We start from the raw sequence: 19,807 nt of genomic DNA on the forward strand, positions 1-19,807 counted from the left end.
TGTGATACAACAAATAACGCAACACGCAAACGATTAAGCATCCCTTCCTGTGCGTAGACCGCTCGCGCTCGCCGGGTTGGGCGCCACCGTTCACAACATAGACCGCAGGAAAAGGTCAATATAATGATTCCACAAATTTCTCAGGCACCCGGCGTCGTTCAGCTGGTGCTCAATTTTTTGCAGGCGCTGGAGCAGCAAGGGTTTACGGGCGATACGGCAACCAGCTATGCCGACCGTCTGACAATGTCGACCGATAACAGTATCTACCAGCTTCTTCCCGATGCTGTTGTGTTTCCCCGTTCTACGGCGGATGTCGCGCTTCTTGCCCGTCTGGCGGCGGAGCCGCGCTTTACGTCGCTGATATTTACCCCTCGAGGCGGCGGTACTGGCACGAATGGCCAGGCGCTAAACCAGGGCATTATTGTTGATATGTCCCGCTATATGAACCGCATTATTGAAATTAATCCTGAAGAGGGATGGGTGCGGGTAGAGGCGGGAGTGATAAAAGATCAGCTTAATCAAGCGTTAAAGCCGTATGGCTATTTTTTTGCGCCGGAACTTTCCACCAGTAATCGCGCCACGCTTGGCGGTATGATTAATACCGATGCCTCCGGTCAGGGTTCGCTGGTCTATGGAAAAACGTCAGATCACGTCTTAGGCATACGGGCCGTATTGTTGGGGGGCGATATCCTTGACACGCAATCGATGCCCGTAGAGCTTGCCCGGACGCTGGGTGAAAACACGACGACGCCAGGCCGCATCTATCAGACCGTCTATCAGTCCTGCCTGGAAAACCGCCAACTTATCCTCGATAGCTTTCCAAAGCTCAATCGCTTCCTGACAGGCTACGATTTACGCCACGTCTTTAACGATGACATGACCCGCTTCGATCTCACCCGCATCTTAACGGGGTCGGAAGGGACGCTGGCGTTTATTACTGAAGCCCGGCTGGATATTACCCCGATACCCAAAGTCCGCCGTCTGGTGAATGTAAAATACGACTCCTTTGATTCCGCGCTGCGTAACGCCCCTTTTATGGTTGATGCGCGCGCCTTATCCGTCGAGACGGTCGATTCCAAAGTCCTTAACCTCGCGCGGGAAGATATTGTCTGGCACTCCGTTAGCGAATTGATTACCGATGTGCCGGATAAAGAGATGCTTGGCCTGAATATCGTGGAATTCGCGGGTGACGATGAAGCGCTTATTGACGGACAGGTCGAGGCGCTGTGCCACCGGCTGGATGGCCTGATGGCGCGAGCGGAAGCGGGCGTGATCGGCTGGCAACTTTGTACCGATTTGACGGGTATTGAGCGTATTTACGCGATGCGTAAAAAAGCGGTAGGGCTGCTGGGTAATGCGAAAGGCGCTGCCAAACCGATTCCTTTCGCGGAAGATACCTGCGTGCCGCCTGAACATCTGGCCGATTACATCGCCGAATTTCGCGCTCTGCTGGATGGTCATGGCTTAAGTTACGGCATGTTCGGCCACGTGGATGCCGGGGTGCTGCATGTGCGTCCGGCGCTGGATATGTGCGATCCGCAGCAGGAACTGTTGATGAAACAGATCTCCGATGAGGTCGTCGCGCTGACCGCCAGATACGGTGGGCTGTTGTGGGGCGAGCATGGAAAAGGTTTTCGTGCGGAATACAGCCCGGCCTTTTTCGGCGAAGTTCTGTATGGCGAGCTGCGCAAAATAAAAGCGGCTTTTGATCCGCATAATCGACTTAACCCGGGTAAAATCTGTCCGCCGCAGGGGATAGAGGCGCCGATGATGAAGGTGGATGCGGTAAAACGCGGCACCTGGGATCGGCAAATTCCGCTGGCGGTACGGCAGACCTGGCGCGGCGCTATGGAGTGTAATGGTAACGGCCTGTGCTTTAATTTCGATGCGAAAAGCCCGATGTGCCCGTCGATGAAAATTAGCCTTAACCGGATCCACTCGCCGAAAGGGCGGGCGACGCTGGTGCGGGAATGGCTCCGTCTATTGGCCGATCGCGGCGTCGATCCGTTGAAGCTGGAAAAGGAGTTGCCAGAAAAACGCGCCAGCTTACGCACGCTGATTGCCCGCACCCGGAATAGTTGGCACAAACGCAAAGGCGAGTATGACTTTTCCCATGAAGTTAAAGAGGCCATGTCCGGCTGTCTGGCGTGTAAAGCCTGTACGACCCAGTGTCCGATTAAAATCGATGTTCCGGAGTTTCGTTCACGTTTCTTACAGCTTTACCATACGCGTTATCTGCGCCCGGTACGCGATCATCTGGTGGCGACGGTCGAGACCTACGCGCCGCTGATGGCGCGTGCGCCAAAGACCTTTAACTTTTTTATTAACCAACCGGTGGTTCGTAATCTGGCGAAAAAACATATCGGTATGGTGGATTTACCTCTGCTTTCTGCCCCTTCATTGCAACAGCAACTGGTGGGCCATCCGTCTGCCAATATGACGCTTGAGCAACTGGAACGCATGAGCGCCGAGCAAAAAGCGAAAACGGTACTGGTGGTTCAGGATCCGTTTACCAGCTACTACGACGCCCGGGTCGTGGCGGACTTTATCCGCCTGGCGGAAAAACTGGGCAGGAGGCCGGTATTGTTACCGTTCTCGCCGAATGGTAAGGCGCAGCATATTAAAGGTTTTCTTAATCGCTTTGCGAAAACGGCGAAAAAAACCTCTGAGTTCCTTAATCGGATCGCCGCGTTGGGGATGCCGATGGTGGGCGTCGATCCGGCGCTGGTTCTGTGTTATCGCGACGAATACAAACTGGCGCTGGGTGAACAGCGCGGCGATTTTCATGTGTTGCTGGTGAATGAATGGCTGGCGCAGGAAATAAATGCAAGACTGTCCGTCGAGGTGAGCGGCGAACCGTGGTACTTTTTTGGTCATTGTACGGAAGTCACGGCTTTACCCGGCGCGCCTGCGCAGTGGGCCGCCATCTTTGCCCATTTTGGCGCGAAGCTGGAAAATGTCAGCGTAGGCTGCTGCGGTATGGCGGGCACTTATGGACATGAACTCACCAATCATAAAAATTCGCTGGGAATTTATGAGCTATCCTGGCATCAGGCGATGCAACGTCTACCGCGAAACCGCTGCCTGGCAACCGGCTATTCCTGCCGAAGCCAGGTTAAACGCATTGAAGGTACGGGCGTGCGTCACCCGTTGCAGGCATTACTGGAGATTATAGGTTGATCTGGAAACGTGAAGTGACCCTCGATGCGCTTAATGCGATGGGGGAAGGAAATATGGTTGGCCTGCTTGATATCCGCTTTGAGCGTATTGGGGACGATACGCTGGAAGCGACAATGCCCGTCGATCATCGCACCAAACAGCCGTTCGGCTTGCTGCATGGCGGAGCGTCTGTGGTGCTGGCGGAAAGTATCGGCTCGGTCGCAGGTTATCTGTGTACGCAGGGGGAGCAAAAGGTGGTGGGGCTGGAGGTGAATGCCAACCATGTACGGTCGGCGCGTCAGGGGCGCGTACGAGGCGTCTGTAAAGCGTTGCATACCGGGGCTCGCCATCAGGTCTGGCAGATAGAGATCTTTGATGAACAGGGACGTCTGTGCTGTTCTTCGCGTCTTACTACGGCGATTGTGTGACGTTGTCACCATAAAAGTGTGATGCATATTGCTTTTGGTCAAAATGTGCGCAGAAAAAGGTGATATACTGTGCACGTTTACACATAAGCGAGGATGATATGTCTACTGATTTAGACCCGACCCAACTGGCGATTGAATTTTTACGCCGTGATAAAACCGAACTTTCTCCCGCGCAGTATTTGAAGCGTTTAAAACAGCTGGAGTTAGAGTTTGCCGATCTCCTCACCCTCTCTGCAACCGAACTGAAAGAAGAGATCTATTTCGCCTGGCGGTTGGGCGTGCATTAATAAAGTCTGTGTAGGCCGGATAAGGCGTTAGCCGCCATCCGGCTATGTTACCAGGCAATCTCACCAGACACTGTCCCCAGGTAATAGATAACCCCCTTGATTTTGTTTAAAAAAAATACAGATCGCCATTTGTGCTAAAAAGGCGCGCGTTCTTTATGAGATTATTCTTATGCCCCTTCAAGAGCTAAGCCATTAAGAGTGCCGGAGATAAGCGCCGGATGGGGCCGGAACCCTTAAGCCTGTATTGAACAGACTTAAGGGTTTTTCTTTTCCGGGCGCGTAAAAAACTAAGGTCTGTCAATAACCGCTGGCATGTCGTCAGCCGTATGATTATTCAAAATACGGTTAGCCAGCACACCTGACATCATCGATCCGTTAACGTTCAGAGCCGTGCGGGCCATATCAACGATAGGTTCGATGGCAATAAAAATACCGACCAGCGCAACGGGAAAATTCAACGTCGACAGGACAATCAGCGCCGCGAACGTACCGCCGCCGCCGACGCCGGCTACGCCAATAGACCCTAGCGCAATGGCAGGCAACATCGCGGCCAGAAAATGCAGCGAGAGCGGATCAATGCCGATGGTGGGCGCAATCATCGCTACCATAATAGCCGGATAAATCCCGGCGCAGCCATTTTGCCCCATACTGGAGCCAAACGAGGCGGAAATATTGGCAATAGTGCTTTGTACGCCAAATTTTTCCTGGGCGGAAATGGCCAGCGGGATAGAGGCTGCGCTGCTGCGGGAAACAAACGCAAAGGTTAAGACGGGCCAGACCATACTGAAATAACGCGCTGGATTATTACCGCTGAGGATCAGCAAGATGGCATGCACGATAAACATCATGAAAATCGCGATATAACAGGCGCCGATAAAACCAAGTAAGCTGGCGAATTGTTCAAAGTGGTATGATGAAAATACGGTAGTCATTAATGCCATGACGCCATAGGGCGTTAATGCAATAACGATACGTACCATCTTCATGACCCAGATCTGGATAGCGTTAATGCCTGCGCTTAATTTCTGACCTTCTTCCGGCGCCTCTTTTTTGACCTTTAACAGAGCGATCCCCGCTATTAGCGTGAAGATAACGATGCCGATAACGGAAACACTTCTGGCTCCCGTAAGATCAAGAAAAATATTAGTCGGGATCAGCGATGTCACTAACTGGGGAATCGACACCGCGGCAGTCTTATTGACTTCTTCTGTAGTTAACATTGACGGCATGTGCACAAAAGCGCTGGCGTCAAGCCCCAGCACATGAGCGGTCAGTAATCCGATAAAACCGGCAACCATCACCAGGCATAACATGCATCCGACGATCGTCAGCGACATTTTTCCGATGCCGGCGCTATTTTCCAGTTTATTGATGGCGGAAAGAATAGAAATAAAAATTAGCGGTATAGCGACCAGTTTTAACAGGTGGACGTAACCATTGCCGACGATGCTGTACCATTCGATAATAGTTTTAGTGTGATTTGCTGAAATAAAATGCAGGGATAAACCAATAACAGCCCCTAAAAAGATAGCGATAAAAACGCTTTTCGACAGGGAATCGCTTTTTTGATTAATTCTCAAGATGACCCACGAGAAAACCAAAAAAAGTGCGATATACGCGAGCGTAACAACCATATTTTAAGCCTCTTGCCTCATTCAGCACCTGAAATGCCGGAAAGAGTTTACATAAACCTATAGCTCAAACTGAGTTATAGAACCGCAGCGGATTATAAAGAGCGCAACGCCAGGTATCCATACAAAAAATGGGGTTCTGACCTCGCCGCCCGGCAATGTCGACAGCCTATTAATTAAATAGTCATTTTCTATACATCTTTTCGTTTTTGACCTGCCAGAACGGTTAATATCTTATAAATCATTACTTATCAAAAAGTTAAGTTGTTTTTTGTCTGTTGTATGACCTGGCGGACAGGGTCTATGCTTAATAAAAGGCGCTCAATATGACCATTTGTTGGAAAGCCCCTGCGGTTAAGGGGTTGAAGTGATAATCATTATCACTAACATGTTGTTATATCCTGGTGATTTAGAACGCGAGGTAACTCTATGGAATTGCATTCAGACACGTTTAACCCGGAGGACTTCCCCTGGCAAGGGCTGACGCTAACGCCAGCGGCGGCAGCGCACATACGTGAACTGGCAGAAAAGCAGCCGGGCATGTTGGGCGTGCGGTTAAGCGTAAAACAGACGGGATGTGCCGGATTTGGCTATGTTCTGGATACCGTTCGGGAGCCGGATAAAGACGATCTGGTTTTTGAAGCCGAAGGCGCAAAGCTTTTCGCACCGTTACAGGCGATGCCTTTTATTGACGGAACAGAAGTGGATTACGTACAGGAAGGGCTGAACCAGTTATTTAAATTTCATAACCCCAAAGCCCAGAATGAATGCGGCTGCGGCGAAAGTTTTGGGGTATAGGCGGTACTATGTCTCGTAACACTGAAGCAACGGAAGAGGTCGGCATCTGGACAGGCGGACGCCTTAATTACAAAGAAGGATTTTTCACGCAACTACCCACTGATGAACTGGCAAAAGGCATCAGCGAAGAGGTGGTGCGCGCGATTTCCGCAAAGCGTAACGAACCTGAGTGGATGCTGGAATTTCGTCTCAATGCCTATAGAGCCTGGCTGGACATGGATGAACCGCACTGGCTGAAGGCGCACTACGATAAACTGAACTATCAGGACTACAGCTATTACTCTGCGCCATCATGCGGAAACTGCGACGATAGCTGCGTTTCCCAGCCGGGAGCCGTACAGCAAACGGGCGCGAATACCTTTTTGAGTAAAGAGGTTGAAGACGCCTTCGAGCAACTTGGCGTTCCGGTTCGCGAAGGGAAAGAGGTCGCCGTCGATGCGATTTTTGATTCGGTCTCCGTAGCGACCACATACCGTGAAAAACTGGCGGAACAGGGCATTATTTTCTGTTCTTTTGGCGAAGCGATACACGATCACCCTGACCTGGTCAGGAAATATCTTGGCACCGTCGTGCCGGGGAACGATAACTTTTTTGCCGCGCTGAATGCGGCAGTCGCTTCCGATGGGACATTTATCTATGTTCCCAAAGGCGTGCGTTGCCCAATGGAGTTATCCACCTATTTTCGCATTAACGCCGAGAAAACCGGTCAGTTTGAGCGCACGATTCTGGTGGCGGATGAAGGCAGCTATGTGAGTTATATCGAAGGCTGCTCCGCGCCCGTACGCGACAGTTATCAGCTCCACGCCGCGGTAGTGGAAGTCATCATCCATAAAGATGCTGAAGTAAAATATTCCACCGTACAAAACTGGTTCCCGGGCGACAACAACACGGGCGGCATTCTGAACTTTGTGACCAAGCGGGCGTTGTGCGAAGGGGAAAACAGCAAGATGTCGTGGACCCAGTCGGAAACCGGTTCGGCGATTACCTGGAAATACCCGAGCTGTATCCTGCGCGGTGATAATTCTATCGGCGAGTTCTATTCCGTTGCGCTGACCAGTGGACATCAGCAGGCTGACACCGGCACCAAAATGATCCATATCGGTAAAAACACGCGCTCAACCATTATCTCAAAAGGCATTTCTGCCGGCCACAGCCAGAACAGCTACCGTGGGCTGGTAAAAATTATGCCGACGGCAACCAACGCCCGAAATTTCACCCAATGCGACTCCATGTTGATTGGAGCGGACTGCGGCGCGCATACGTTCCCGTATGTTGAATGCCGCAATAACAGCGCGCAGCTGGAGCACGAGGCGACAACATCACGCATCGGTGAAGATCAGCTTTTCTATTGTCTGCAACGCGGCATCAGCGAAGAAGACGCTATTTCGATGATCGTCAACGGTTTCTGCAAAGACGTTTTCTCGGAACTACCGCTGGAGTTCGCCGTTGAAGCGCAAAAACTGCTGACGATTAGCCTTGAGCACAGCGTCGGTTAATGATGAAGGAAAACCCATGTTAAGCATTAAAGATTTACAGGTCAGTGTGGAAGAAAAAGCGATTTTGCGTGGCCTGAATCTGGAGATTCGCCCCGGCGAAGTTCACGCCATTATGGGGCCGAACGGTTCCGGGAAAAGCACGCTCTCCGCCACCCTGGCGGGACGTGAAGATTATGAGGTCACCGGCGGCTCGGTTACGTTCAAGGGTAAAGATCTGCTTGAACTGTCGCCGGAGGAACGGGCGGGCGAAGGGATTTTTATGGCCTTCCAGTACCCGGTAGAAATCCCCGGCGTCAGTAACCAGTTTTTCCTGCAAACCGCGCTGAATGCCGTGCGCGCCTACCGCGGGCAGACGTCGTTGGATCGCTTTGATTTTCAGGATCTGATGGAAGAAAAGATCGCATTGCTGAAAATGCCGGAAGATTTACTGACCCGTTCGGTAAACGTCGGTTTTTCCGGCGGGGAGAAAAAGCGCAATGATATTTTGCAAATGGCGGTGCTGGAGCCGGAACTGTGCATCCTTGATGAGTCGGACTCCGGACTGGATATCGATGCGTTGAAAATTGTGGCGGAAGGCGTCAACGCGTTACGCGACGATAAACGCGCTTTTATTATCGTGACCCACTATCAGCGCATACTGGACTATATCAAACCCGATTACGTCCATGTCCTCTATCAGGGGCGAATTGTCCGATCCGGCGATTTTACTCTGGTCAAACAACTGGAGGAGCAGGGTTATGGCTGGCTTACCGAACAGCAGTAAAGCGCTACAGCAATGGCAGCATCTCTTTGAGGAAAAAAGAGAAAGTCGAACTGAGCAGGCAAGACAACATTTACAACAGATGTTACGTCTGGGATTGCCGACGCGTAAACATGAAGACTGGAAATACACGCCGCTGGAGGGCTTAACCCATAGCCAGTTTATCCAGCAGTGTGCGACTATCAGCGCCGCACAGCGTGATGCGTTGGCGCTGCAAATCGATGCCGTGCGGCTGGTGTTTGTCGATGGTCGGTTTATGCCAGAGCTCAGTGATAGCACGCAAAACAGCGGATTTGACGTTAGCGTCAGGGATGAGCGCCAGACGCTTGCCGCGCCGGTACAGCCTGAGGTTTTTCTGCATCTGACGGAAAGCCTGGCGCAATGTGTCACGTATATACAGGTACGGCGAAATCAGCGTCCGACCAGGCCGCTACTGTTAATGCATATCACGCAGGGCGTGGATGGCGACGAGCTGAACACCGCGCATTATCGCCACCATCTGGCGCTGGCGGAAGGCGCGGAAGCGACGGTTATTGAGCATTATGTCAGCCTTACAGCGGCAAAACATTTTACCGGCGCGCGTCTGACGATGAACGTTGCAGACAATGCGCAACTGCATCATATCAAACTGGCGTTTGAAAATGCGTCCAGCTATCACTTTGCGCATAACGATCTTCTGCTGGCGACAGACGCCTCGGCGTTTAGCCACAGTTTTCTGCTGGGCGCCGCAGTACTACGTCACCACAGCAGCTCACAACTGAATGGTGAAAACGCGACGCTTCGACTGAATAGTCTGGCGATGCCGGTGAAAAATGAAGTTTGCGATACGCGGACATGGCTGGAACATAACAAAGGCTACTGTAACAGCCGCCAGTCGCACAAGACCATCGTCAGCGACAAAGGACGCGCGGTCTTTAATGGCCTGATTAACGTGGCGCAACACGCCATTAAAACCGACGGCCAGATGACCAATAATAACCTGTTGTTGGGGAAACTGGCTGAAGTCGATACCAAACCGCAATTAGAGATCTATGCCGATGACGTGAAGTGCAGCCACGGCGCGACGATCGGGCGTATTGACGATGAGCAGATGTTTTATCTGCAATCACGCGGCATCAGACAGCAGGAGGCGCGGCACATGATTCTTTACGCGTTTGCCGCAGAGTTAACGGAAGCTATCCATGATAGCGCCCTTAAACAGCAGGTGCTGGCGCGAATCGGCCAGCGACTGCCCGGAGGCCTGGTATGACATTTCCTGTAGAAAAAGTACGGGCGGATTTTCCCATACTGCAGCGTGAAGTTAACGGCCTGCCGCTGGCTTACCTGGACAGCGCAGCCAGCGCTCAAAAACCTAATCAGGTGATTGATGCTGAATCTGCCTTCTACCGTCACGGCTATGCTGCGGTACATCGAGGTATCCATACGTTAAGCGCGCAGGCGACCGAAAGCATGGAGAATGTGCGTAAGCAGGCGTCGCGGTTTATTAACGCCCGCTCCGCAGAAGAACTGGTGTTCGTGCGCGGTACGACGGAGGGCATTAACCTTGTCGCCAACAGTTGGGGAACGGAAAATATTCGCGCCGGGGATAACATTATCATCAGCGAGATGGAGCATCACGCCAACATCGTTCCCTGGCAGATGCTGTGCGAGCGCAAAGGCGCTGAACTGCGCGTGATCCCGTTGCATCCTGACGGTACGCTGCGGCTGGAGACCTTAGCTGCGCTGTTCGATGACCGGACCCGACTGCTGGCCATTACCCATGTTTCCAATGTGCTGGGGACGGAAAACCCACTGCCGGACATGATTGCGCTGGCGCGCCAGCATGGGGCGAAAGTGCTGGTGGATGGCGCCCAGGCCGTGATGCACCATGCTGTTGACGTCCAGGCGCTGGACTGCGATTTTTACGTTTTCTCCGGCCATAAACTTTACGGGCCGACCGGCATCGGCATTCTGTATGTTAAAGAGGCGTTGCTGCAAGAAATGCCGCCGTGGGAAGGGGGCGGGTCGATGATCTCGACCGTCAGCCTGACGCAGGGAACGACATGGGCGAAAGCGCCCTGGCGTTTTGAGGCGGGAACGCCGAATACTGGCGGCATCATCGGTCTCGGCGCGGCGATTGACTATGTGACGTCGCTGGGACTGGATAAGATTGGCGATTATGAGCAGATGCTGATGCGCTATGCGCTGGAGCAACTGGCGCAGGTGCCTGATATCACGCTGTATGGTCCGGCGCAGCGATTGGGCGTCATCGCGTTTAATCTGGGTAAACACCATGCTTACGACGTCGGCAGCTTTCTTGATAATTACGGTATCGCGGTACGAACGGGACATCACTGCGCAATGCCGCTCATGGCCTGGTATGGCGTGCCGGCAATGTGCCGGGCTTCGCTGGCGATGTATAACACCCATGAAGAAGTGGACCGACTGGTGGCAGGATTAACGCGTATCCACCGCTTATTGGGATAACAGTGAGGTTTTATGGCTGCGCTACCGGATAAAGAAAAACTGCTGCGTAACTTTACGCGTTGCGCTAATTGGGAAGAGAAATATTTATATATTATTGAGTTGGGGCAGCGCCTGGCGGAGTTAAATCCGCAGGATCGTAATCCGCAAAATACGATTCATGGCTGTCAGAGCCAGGTGTGGATCGTGATGCGGCGAAACGCCAACGGCATTATCGAATTGCAGGGCGACAGCGACGCGGCGATCGTTAAGGGCCTTATGGCGGTGGTATTTATTTTGTACCACCAAATGACGGCGCAGGATATTGTGCATTTTGATGTCCGGCCATGGTTCGAAAAAATGGCGCTTGCGCAGCACCTCACACCTTCTCGTTCTCAGGGGCTGGAAGCAATGATTCGCGCAATTCGCGCTAAGGCCGCCACTCTTAGCTAAACTGTACAGACAGCGTTCTACCTGATGTCAAATCCTTTGTCGGACGGCGACGTCGCTTTATCCAGAGTGGACAGAGCGTATATTTTGTTGTTCTGATAAGCGAAGCGCTACCAGTCGTCGCAGAGGGCATCACCAGGAATACAGGAGGTTTGGTATGAAACGTGCGTCTTTCATTACGCTAACTATTATCGGCGCGTATAGCGCGTTACAGGCAGCCTGGGCGGTTGATTATCCATTACCGCCCGAAGGCAGCCGTCTTATTGGTCAGAATCAAACCTATACCGTACAGGAAGGTGATAAAAACCTGCAGGCTATCGCCCGGCGTTTTGATACGGCGGCGATGCTCATTCTTGAAGCGAACAATACGATTGCGCCGGTGCCTAAGCCCGGTACGCTAATTACCATTCCCTCGCAGATGCTATTGCCGGATGCGCCCAGGGAAGGCGTTATCGTCAACCTCGCGGAGCTACGGCTGTATTATTACCCGCCGGGAGAAAACCGCGTTCAGGTGTATCCCATCGGCATCGGTTTGCAGGGACTGGAAACTCCCGTCATGGACACCCGGATAGGGCAAAAGATCCCCAACCCGACGTGGACGCCGACGGCGGGCATACGCCAACGTTCGCTTGAGCGGGGGATCACGCTGCCGCCGGTGATCCCTGCCGGGCCAAATAACCCGCTGGGACGCTATGCGCTGCGTCTGGCGCACGGTAATGGGGAATATCTCATTCATGGCACCAGCGCGCCGGATAGCGTAGGTCTGCGCGTGAGTTCCGGTTGCATTCGCATGAACGCGCCGGACATCAAAGCGTTATTTGCGCAGGTCAGAACGGGGACGCCGGTAAAAGTGATTAACCAGCCGGTGAAATTCTCTGTCGAGCCGAATGGCATTCGTTATGTAGAGGTGCACAGGCCGCTATCGCCGGAAGAAGAGCAAAACGTGCAGACGATGCCCTACGTGTTGCCTGCGGAATTTACCGCGTTCAGAAACGCGCAAGGGGTGGATAGTCGCCTGGTCGATAAGGCGCTATACCGGCGAGCCGGGTATCCAGTCAGCGTGAGCGCCGGGCAGACGCCAGCGGTAAATACGACCGCAGTCGAATCCGCTCAGAACGGTTTTGTCGGGGAAGAGGGGCAAACGCGCGCGACGCAGTAGCCTTCGCGCAAACGACGGACAAAAAAATGGCGCACGATGTGCGCCATTTTATATCGTGCGTCAAATTACTTACGGACGTGGGATACTACTTTGTTGTCCAGACGCTGGTTCTCGCGAGCTGCGTCGTCTTTAGCAGCCTGAACGTCGGAACGCATTGCATTTACGTCATTACTCAGTTGCTCAACTTTAGCGCTCAGCGTCTGTACATCGGAAGACAACTGATCGATTTTAGCGTTGTTTGAACAACCGGCCAGTAACGTGGAACCCAGAACTACTGCACCTAAGATCAGCTGGTTAGTACGGTTCATAACAATAACATTATACTTTGCGTGGTTATATGGGTAAAAAAAATGGCGCACGATGTGCGCCATTTTTATTACGCAGGTACTATTACTTACGGTATTTAGTAGCCTGGTTGTCCAGACGCTGGTTAGCGCGAGCTGCGTCGTCTTTAGCAGCCTGAACGTCGGAACGCATTGCGTTCACGTCGTTGCTCAGCTGGTCAACTTTAGCGTTCAGAGTCTGAACGTCAGAAGACAGCTGATCGATTTTAGCGTTGCTGGAGCAACCAGCCAGCAGAGTAGAACCCAGGATTACCGCGCCCAGTACCAGTTTAGTACGATTCATTATTAATACCCTCTAGATTGAGTTAATCTCCATGTAGCGTTACAAGTATTACACAAACTTTTTTATGTTGAGAATATTTTTTTGATGGGAATGCACTTATTTTTGATCGTTCGCTCAAAGAAGCATCGAAATGCATGAAAGTCCCTAAAAAACCGAAAGAAAACAGGGGGCTTCCATCGGATTCTTCTTAGATAATCCGCAATTAGATAGTAAAATCCGATTTGATTTTTTTATTAATAGTGGCTATCGATTAAATAAAAAAAGCGCCGGAAGGGCGCTTTTTTAAACAAATTAATTCACACAACAATTATTACAGTACGTGAACAGAGGCGGTGTTAGTGGTGCCGCTTGGAACCAGCGCGCCGGAGACCATCACTACGACGTCGCCTTTCTGGGCGAGGCCGCTTTGCAGGGCGACATCTTTGCCCAGACGGTAGAAATCATCAGTAGAATTGATTTCTTTCACCAGCTGCGATACCACGCCTTTGCTCAGTACTAACTGACGGGCGGTCACTTCATTGGTGGTCAATGCCAGGATGGTGGCGTCCGGGAAGTATTTGCGCACGGCGCGAGCGGATTTACCGCCCTGGGTCGCTACCACGATCAGCGGCGCTTCCAGTTTTTCGGCGGTTTCTACCGCGCCGCGGCATACTGCTTCCGTAATGCGCAGTTTACGGCTGTCGTTGTTGTAGTCCAGACGGCTGTTCATGACGCGGTCGGTACGTTCGCAGATGGTCGCCATGATAGAAACGGCTTCCAGCGGGTATTTCCCTTTGGCGGATTCGCCGGACAGCATAACCGCATCCGTACCGTCGAGGATGGCGTTCGCTACGTCGCCTGCTTCTGCGCGGGTCGGACGCGGGTTTTTGATCATAGAATCCAGCATCTGAGTCGCGGTGATCACGACTTTACGTGCGCGGATACATTTTTCGATCATCATTTTCTGCGCAAAAATCACTTCTTCAACCGGGATTTCTACGCCCAGGTCACCACGCGCAACCATGATGCCGTCGGAAGCTTCGAGAATTTCATCGAAGTTGTTCAGGCCTTCCTGGTTTTCGATCTTAGAGATAATCTGGATGTTTTCGCCGCCGTGGGCTTTCAGATGCTCGCGAATTTCGACAACGTCAGAACGTTTACGGATAAAGGACGCAGCAACAAAGTCAACGCCCTGTTCGCAACCGAAGATCAGGTCCTGTTTGTCTTTTTCAGCCAGCGCTGGCAGAGCAATAGAAACGCCCGGCAGGTTAACGCCTTTGTTCTCGCCCAGATCGCCGTTGTTCAGCACCTTACAAATGACTTTATTGCCTTCGATGGCGGTCACTTCCATACCGATCAGACCATCGTCAACCAGGACGGTGTTGCCAACGCTCAGGTCGCTGGTGAAGCCTTCATAGGTGACGGCAACGATTTCATTATTACCGACCACGGATTTGTCGGTGGTAAAAGTGAAGGTTTGACCCGCTTTCAGCGAAACGTCGTTACCGCCTTCCAGTTTAATGGTGCGGATTTCTGGTCCTTTAGTATCAAGCAGAATAGCGGCTTTTTTCCCGGTTTTGCTCATCACGTTGCGCAAGTTCTGGATACGCTGACCGTGTTCTGCATAATCGCCATGAGAGAAGTTCAGACGCATCACGTTCATGCCCGCGTCCAGCATTTTGCTTAACATCTCTTCGGATTCGGTTTTCGGACCGATAGTACAAACAATTTTCGTCTTTTTCATGACAGTCTTAGTCTTTAAGTTGAGGAGGATATGGAAATCTGGCTTCGGGCGCGCACGGCCCGGAAGCTAAGCCTGTGTTGCTAAAGTGATGATGCCTCGCTCTAAGGATAGGTGACATCGAAAGAGCGTGCAGAGGAATGTGTGCTCGCGTTTCAGCCCAACGGGAAGGGGATAATTTTAGTCGTTGAGTTTTACAGTCCAATGCGCTGAAACCATTCAAGAGACAATTGGCGCGCATTATACGCTGAAATTTACAAAAAAGGAAAATGAAAACCCTGTTTCAAAAGACATCTGTGCAGATCCACAACGGTTTGTTATTACGCTGTTTACGATGTCGCTGGCGATAACGCCGCCCGAACAGGGGCGGCGTTGCGCAACAGTGGGTGTTGTTGCGCATAATGTCAATCGAGCAACTTTTTGCCTTCCAGGTCGATGGCGATGTTTTGGTTATGTGCTTTTCGATAGCACAGAATCGCTATCCCGATCGCCGCCCAGCTAATTCCGAGTATCAGAGCGTGAATGTTCATGTTTAAACAGACGTAGCCGATGACGATCATCCCCATGATCGGCGAAATGACATGGGCGAAAATGCGCCGCTGGGCTTTCATCCGGAAATTGAACAGGATAAACACACACAGGTTCACGACAAAAAAAGCGAAAAGCGCGCCAAAGTTCACCAGCGTGGAGATAGACTCAATCTTGCCGGAAAACAGGTAGCTGAGCAGCAGGGTGACGCCGCCGGTAAACAGAATGGCATAATCCGGCGTTTTACGCGTGGTATGGACGTGAGCGAGGAAGGCGGGCAACATTCGGTCGCGCCCCATTGAAAATAGCACTCTGGACACCGCCGTTTGCGCGGTAATAATGTTGCCGACGGCGCACACAAACGCCACAATGATGGAAAATGCCACTTTGAGCCAGATACCGCCAACGTTGCCGGCAATGGTGAAAAATGCTTCATTCGTCGCATTGCCTTCCGCGAAGCGGTCGACATTACCGGTGGCGAACGCCGCAAACGCCACAACGATAATAAACAGTACCGTCGCCAAAACTAACGCCAACAGCGTTGCTTTACTGACGGCGCGTCCCCCGCCTTCGCTTTCTTCACTTAATGTACTGATAGCGTCAAAGCCGAGAAAGTTCAGCGCAGCCACCGAAATCGCCGTCGCGATGAGCCCTGGGGTGAACCACTGTGAATCGAAAAAAGGCCGGAAGGAAAGCGTTATCTGACTACTGTCCAGCAGCATCAGACGGACAATGAGTAGCACGAAAATCGCCAGAATACCGAGTTGAATAAAGACCAGTAACTTATCGAATTTCGCCGTTTGCTGTATCCCGAGATAGTTGACTCCGGTGCCGATAGCCACATAAATCAACGGCCAGACCCAGACCGGGATTTGCGGTAAAATAGCGTGGACCGCGACGCCGCCCAGCACTGCCACGAGCGTAGGGAACAAAAGATAATCCAGCAGTAATATCCATCCGGTCAGAAACCCTACGGCGGGATTAATGCATACGCCAGCATACGCATAGGCCGAACCCGACGAGGAGATATGCTGCGATAAGGTAGAGTAGCTGTACGCGGTAAAAAACATCGCGATAGCGCCAATAATATAAACCAGCGCAACCATACCGTGCGAAAGATTATAAACGACGCCATAAAGAGAGACTGGCGCGATAGGCACCATAAACACCAGACCATAAAGCACTAAATCGGTAAGAGACAATTTTTTGACTTTTTTCATGATAAATACCTTAATGGCTTTTTATGCCAGATCGCGTAAAAACGCGCTTACCGCTGCGAGGCAGGGCGCGATATTTTCTTCATGCGGGTTATGGCTGCTGCCAGGAATAGTGACCGCGCGGCAGTCTGAAATGTGAGAGAGAAGCGGAGAGACGACGCGCTCGGTTGCCTGATCGTTTTCGCCGCGCAGTACCAGAACAGGACAGCGTATCTGGCACAAATGGGGCGTAATATCCCAGTCGGCAAGTTTGCCATTTGCCGCCAGTTCATTGGTTCCCCATAAAATGTGATAACCCGTAGGGTCGGCGGCGAACTGCGCATTAGAGCGCTGAACATGAACGGCTTCTTCCGCGAGGGTATAAACGTGTCTGGCATAATAAGCGACCAGCTGTTCCGGTGGGTTTTGATAAATGACGGCGGGCATAATGACGTTTTTGATATCGTCATCGGACATTGGCGTCAGAGCGTTAAAGAGCCGTATGGCTTCCTGTTGCCACAGGGCGATACTGGCCGGCGAACTGGCCAGTATCGTCCCGCGAAGCCCGGCAGGCTGTAAGCAGGCGTGCTCTGCGGCAAGCATTCCGCCCCAGGAATGTCCCAGTATCGAATACCCGTGTCCAATACCCAGGTGATGAATTAATTGGGTTAATTGACTGAGATAACGCGCAATAGTCCAGAAAGACGCGTCAGCATGAGGAAAATGCGTTGAACGACCGCAGCCATATTGATCGTAAAATATTACCATGCGCCCGTCATCAGCCAGACGGCGATAATTTAATAAATAATCAAAGCCGCCAGAAGGGCCGCCATGAAGGATAATGAGCGGCGTGAGTAATGATTTTCTGTCTCCATAAATCCGATAGCTTGTCAATATGTTTTCAGAAAACATTTCGCCATAGAGATAAGTATCATTCATATTCTTAATGACTCAGTGTGTGGCAGGGCAGGCGAAATTTATATTCGCCTGGGTAATATTATTTTTTTATTGTGTGTAAAACATTACACCAGAAGGTGGCGTAATGTTCCCATTGCAGAAACTGCGGGCTTCCCCAGTGCGGCGAACAATCACTGGCAAAGCAACATACTTTCCCTTTATGGTAAGTACCCATAACTAACAGTGGATCGCCATTAATTTCAGCAAGGACTTGACTATTTTCTTTGGCGATAAGCTTGTTATAGCCCAACAGCGGCGGCCATTCGCTAAATGGCTGGGTAATAACATGCTCTACCGCAGTATTTACTGCTTTACATCCTTGCGGTAGTTCTACGCGGTCATCTACATCCAGCATATCAACCGGCAATACCTCCGCCAGAACCGTATTTTTATAATTGGCTTTTGCTTCTATTCCCGTAAAGGATAAATACCCGCCGATCATCAACAGACCGCCGCCCTCAGCAACATAATCGGCGATAAGTTGTAATGCATCAGGAATAATGTCCATATTATAAAACGTTCTGTTTTGTAGCAGGAACGTATTGCTACCGATATCACTGATGACGATCGCATCATAGCAGGCTAATGCTTCGGCGGTATGTGGAAAACGAGTTTGCACAATATGGGCAGGCATGTAGTCCACATCGATATTACCCTGGCGTAAGCAGGATAATAAATAGTCTGCGCCTTCTTCATATTTGCTCGATGTAAAGCTATCAAAACCTTTAGAGTGAATCATATGAATGTGCCAGGATTCGCCAATAAATAAAATTTTCATTATGTCACCTGTTAATTAATGTGAATGACTTTATTAGATTGGGTACGCATTCGATGTAAAACCTGCAAGTGCTGAGGCATACTCGACGCACCGACTTGTTCCACCGCCAGAGAAGCGAAAGCGGAGGCATATTGAATGGCTGCGACCATGTCTGCTTGTCGCGCCAGCGCGGCGGCTAAGGCGCCATTAAAAGCGTCACCGGCCCCGGCGGCATCTTTTACCACGGCGCTCCACGCAGGAATATACAACGTGCGGGCGTGCTCACAGAGCAGAGATCCACGGGCGCCAAGGGTAATGATGACTTTTTTCACCCCGGATTGCAGAATAATATTTCCGGCTTTTTTCGCATCATTAATATCAGTAATGGTTACGCCGGATAAAAAAGAGGCTTCAGTTTCATTCGGCGTGATGATGTCAATATCAGATAATAAATGCGTCACCTGTTTCGTATAGGGGGCAGGATTCAGCATGATCATTTTATTTTCTTGTTTGCCCAGACGAATAAATTCAGTCAACGCTTCAATGTTCGTTTCGAGCTGCATTAACATAACGTCAGACTCGGCGATATAACGGTGTTGCTCGTTAATCTCTTGCGTGGTGAGCATCATATTGGCGCCAGGGTAGATGGCGATAATATTATCGCCATCCACGGCGGAGACATAGATCAATGCGCTACCGGTGGGCGCTTTATCTGTTTGATACGCGCTGTATGAGGCGATACCTGATTGAATAATATGATTCATAGCAAATGCGCTGAACTGATCTTTGCCCACTTTAAAAATAAAATGTGCCGCAGCGCCGGCATTGTTCGCCGCTAAAGCCTGGTTGGCTCCTTTACCGCCAGGATAGAATCCAAATTGACTGGCCAGAATGGATTCTCCGCTTTGTGGAAACCACGGCACGGTTGCTGAAACATCAATATTGAATGAGCCTAAAACACACACCTTGCCTGCTTTTTTTGGGTTTTCCCGGCGCAGTTTTGCATCCTGATGGATTGGCGTGGCGATAGTGCTGGAGATATCAATCTTATTTTCAGTGATAAGCTTACTCAGCGCGTCACGGTTTAAAATCCCTCCGCCATAGCAACGCTGAAGCATACCTGATTTCTGGAAATAGCGTAGATCGGAACGAATAGTCTCCTGGCTAACCTTATAAAGGTCTGAAAGTTTACTGACGCTAACACTATTATCCTTTATCAGTAAATTAATGATGGCATGACGTCTTTCTTCTTTAAACATATTGCCTCCGGGTAGTGAGTTGAATTGTATTTATGGCAATGTTGTCATGCGGTGAATTCAATCACAGATTATGCGGTCAACCGGAAGTAACCCCAAATGAATGTCAATAATCAGAAGCGCAGCTAATGTGTTAAATATTAATTGCTTACAGAA

The 19,807-nt window shown here is 51.0% G+C and carries 18 protein-coding genes; 10 read left to right on the forward strand and 8 right to left on the reverse strand.

All coding sequences use genetic code 11. The features are described 5' to 3' along the window. The first annotated feature begins 123 nt into the window (after positions 1-123). The 3 genes from J1G48_RS10305 (at position 124) to J1G48_RS10315 (ending at position 3,874) form a co-directional block, all read left to right on the forward strand. Entirely contained in the window at positions 124-3,180 is a 3,057-nt protein-coding gene (locus J1G48_RS10305; RefSeq protein WP_000612922.1) for an FAD-binding and (Fe-S)-binding domain-containing protein, read from the forward strand. Beyond that, positions 3,177-3,587 (forward strand): 1,4-dihydroxy-2-naphthoyl-CoA hydrolase, encoded by a 411-nt coding sequence (gene menI / locus J1G48_RS10310; RefSeq protein ID WP_000637930.1) that lies wholly within the window; start codon positions 3,177-3,179, stop codon positions 3,585-3,587. The genes J1G48_RS10305 and menI overlap by 4 nt, the downstream gene beginning before the upstream one ends. A 98-nt stretch (positions 3,588-3,685) precedes the next feature. Beyond that, positions 3,686-3,874 carry a YdiH family protein gene (locus tag J1G48_RS10315; protein ID WP_001537749.1) on the forward strand — a complete coding sequence of 63 codons (189 nt, stop codon included), beginning with the start codon at positions 3,686-3,688 and terminating at the stop codon, positions 3,872-3,874. A 287-nt stretch (positions 3,875-4,161) separates the two neighbouring features. Here the strand turns inward: J1G48_RS10315 and J1G48_RS10320 are convergent, their stop codons facing one another. Beyond that, positions 4,162-5,508 (reverse strand): L-cystine transporter, encoded by a 1,347-nt coding sequence (locus J1G48_RS10320; RefSeq protein ID WP_000261863.1) that lies wholly within the window; start codon positions 5,506-5,508, stop codon positions 4,162-4,164. 426 nt (positions 5,509-5,934) lie between these two features. On the opposite strand from J1G48_RS10320, the gene sufA reads away from it, so the two are divergent. The 7 genes from sufA to J1G48_RS10355 all read left to right on the forward strand — a co-directional run bounded on the left by sufA (position 5,935) and on the right by J1G48_RS10355 (position 12,610). Beyond that, positions 5,935-6,303: a Fe-S cluster assembly scaffold SufA gene (sufA, locus tag J1G48_RS10325; protein WP_000418970.1), complete on the forward strand. Its 369-nt coding sequence runs from the start codon at positions 5,935-5,937 to the stop codon at positions 6,301-6,303. An 8-nt stretch (positions 6,304-6,311) separates the two neighbouring features. Beyond that, on the forward strand, positions 6,312-7,799 hold the full coding sequence (gene sufB / locus J1G48_RS10330; protein ID WP_000089384.1) for a Fe-S cluster assembly protein SufB: 1,488 nt from the start codon (positions 6,312-6,314) through the stop codon (positions 7,797-7,799). A gap of 16 nt (positions 7,800-7,815) precedes the next feature. After that, positions 7,816-8,562, forward strand: a complete 747-nt coding sequence (gene sufC, locus J1G48_RS10335; RefSeq protein ID WP_000948904.1) for a Fe-S cluster assembly ATPase SufC — start codon at positions 7,816-7,818, stop codon at positions 8,560-8,562. Then, on the forward strand, positions 8,537-9,808 hold the full coding sequence (sufD, locus tag J1G48_RS10340) for a Fe-S cluster assembly protein SufD (RefSeq protein WP_000907942.1): 1,272 nt from the start codon (positions 8,537-8,539) through the stop codon (positions 9,806-9,808). Before sufC ends, sufD begins: the two co-directional genes overlap by 26 nt. Beyond that, the gene (gene sufS, locus J1G48_RS10345; RefSeq protein WP_000143859.1) at positions 9,805-11,025 is read left to right on the forward strand and encodes a cysteine desulfurase SufS; all 1,221 of its coding nucleotides are present in this window, start codon (positions 9,805-9,807) and stop codon (positions 11,023-11,025) included. Before sufD ends, sufS begins: the two co-directional genes overlap by 4 nt. A 12-nt stretch (positions 11,026-11,037) precedes the next feature. Further along, a complete protein-coding gene (gene sufE / locus J1G48_RS10350; RefSeq protein ID WP_000729468.1) occupies positions 11,038-11,454 on the forward strand; it encodes a cysteine desulfuration protein SufE in 417 nt (138 codons plus the stop codon). Between the two features lie 154 nt (positions 11,455-11,608). Continuing rightward, positions 11,609-12,610, forward strand: coding sequence for a L,D-transpeptidase family protein (locus J1G48_RS10355; protein WP_000817059.1), 1,002 nt, complete (start codon positions 11,609-11,611; stop codon positions 12,608-12,610). A 65-nt stretch (positions 12,611-12,675) separates the two neighbouring features. Here the strand turns inward: J1G48_RS10355 and J1G48_RS10360 are convergent, their stop codons facing one another. The 7 genes from J1G48_RS10360 to J1G48_RS10390 all read right to left on the reverse strand — a co-directional run bounded on the left by J1G48_RS10360 (position 12,676) and on the right by J1G48_RS10390 (position 19,654). Further along, positions 12,676-12,918, reverse strand: a complete 243-nt coding sequence (locus tag J1G48_RS10360) for a major outer membrane lipoprotein (protein WP_001679885.1) — start codon at positions 12,916-12,918, stop codon at positions 12,676-12,678. Positions 12,919-13,000: 82 nt separating this feature from the next. Continuing rightward, on the reverse strand, positions 13,001-13,237 hold the full coding sequence (gene lpp, locus J1G48_RS10365; protein ID WP_001082307.1) for a murein lipoprotein Lpp: 237 nt from the start codon (positions 13,235-13,237) through the stop codon (positions 13,001-13,003). Between the two features lie 310 nt (positions 13,238-13,547). Further along, positions 13,548-14,960, reverse strand: coding sequence for a pyruvate kinase PykF (pykF, locus tag J1G48_RS10370; RefSeq protein ID WP_000751447.1), 1,413 nt, complete (start codon positions 14,958-14,960; stop codon positions 13,548-13,550). Positions 14,961-15,361: 401 nt separating this feature from the next. Then, the gene (locus tag J1G48_RS10375) at positions 15,362-16,705 is read right to left on the reverse strand and encodes an APC family permease (RefSeq protein WP_000756089.1); all 1,344 of its coding nucleotides are present in this window, start codon (positions 16,703-16,705) and stop codon (positions 15,362-15,364) included. A gap of 21 nt (positions 16,706-16,726) precedes the next feature. Then, positions 16,727-17,620: a proline iminopeptidase-family hydrolase gene (locus J1G48_RS10380; protein ID WP_001000514.1), complete on the reverse strand. Its 894-nt coding sequence runs from the start codon at positions 17,618-17,620 to the stop codon at positions 16,727-16,729. Positions 17,621-17,678: 58 nt separating this feature from the next. Then, positions 17,679-18,416, reverse strand: a complete 738-nt coding sequence (locus J1G48_RS10385) for a glutamine amidotransferase (RefSeq protein WP_000697179.1) — start codon at positions 18,414-18,416, stop codon at positions 17,679-17,681. 11 nt (positions 18,417-18,427) lie between these two features. Next, positions 18,428-19,654 (reverse strand): PfkB family carbohydrate kinase, encoded by a 1,227-nt coding sequence (locus J1G48_RS10390; protein ID WP_000471803.1) that lies wholly within the window; start codon positions 19,652-19,654, stop codon positions 18,428-18,430. Positions 19,655-19,807 lie beyond the last annotated feature (153 nt).

The organism is Salmonella sp. SAL-020 (genome assembly GCF_017372215.1).
GTDB lineage: Bacteria > Pseudomonadota > Gammaproteobacteria > Enterobacterales > Enterobacteriaceae > Salmonella > Salmonella enterica.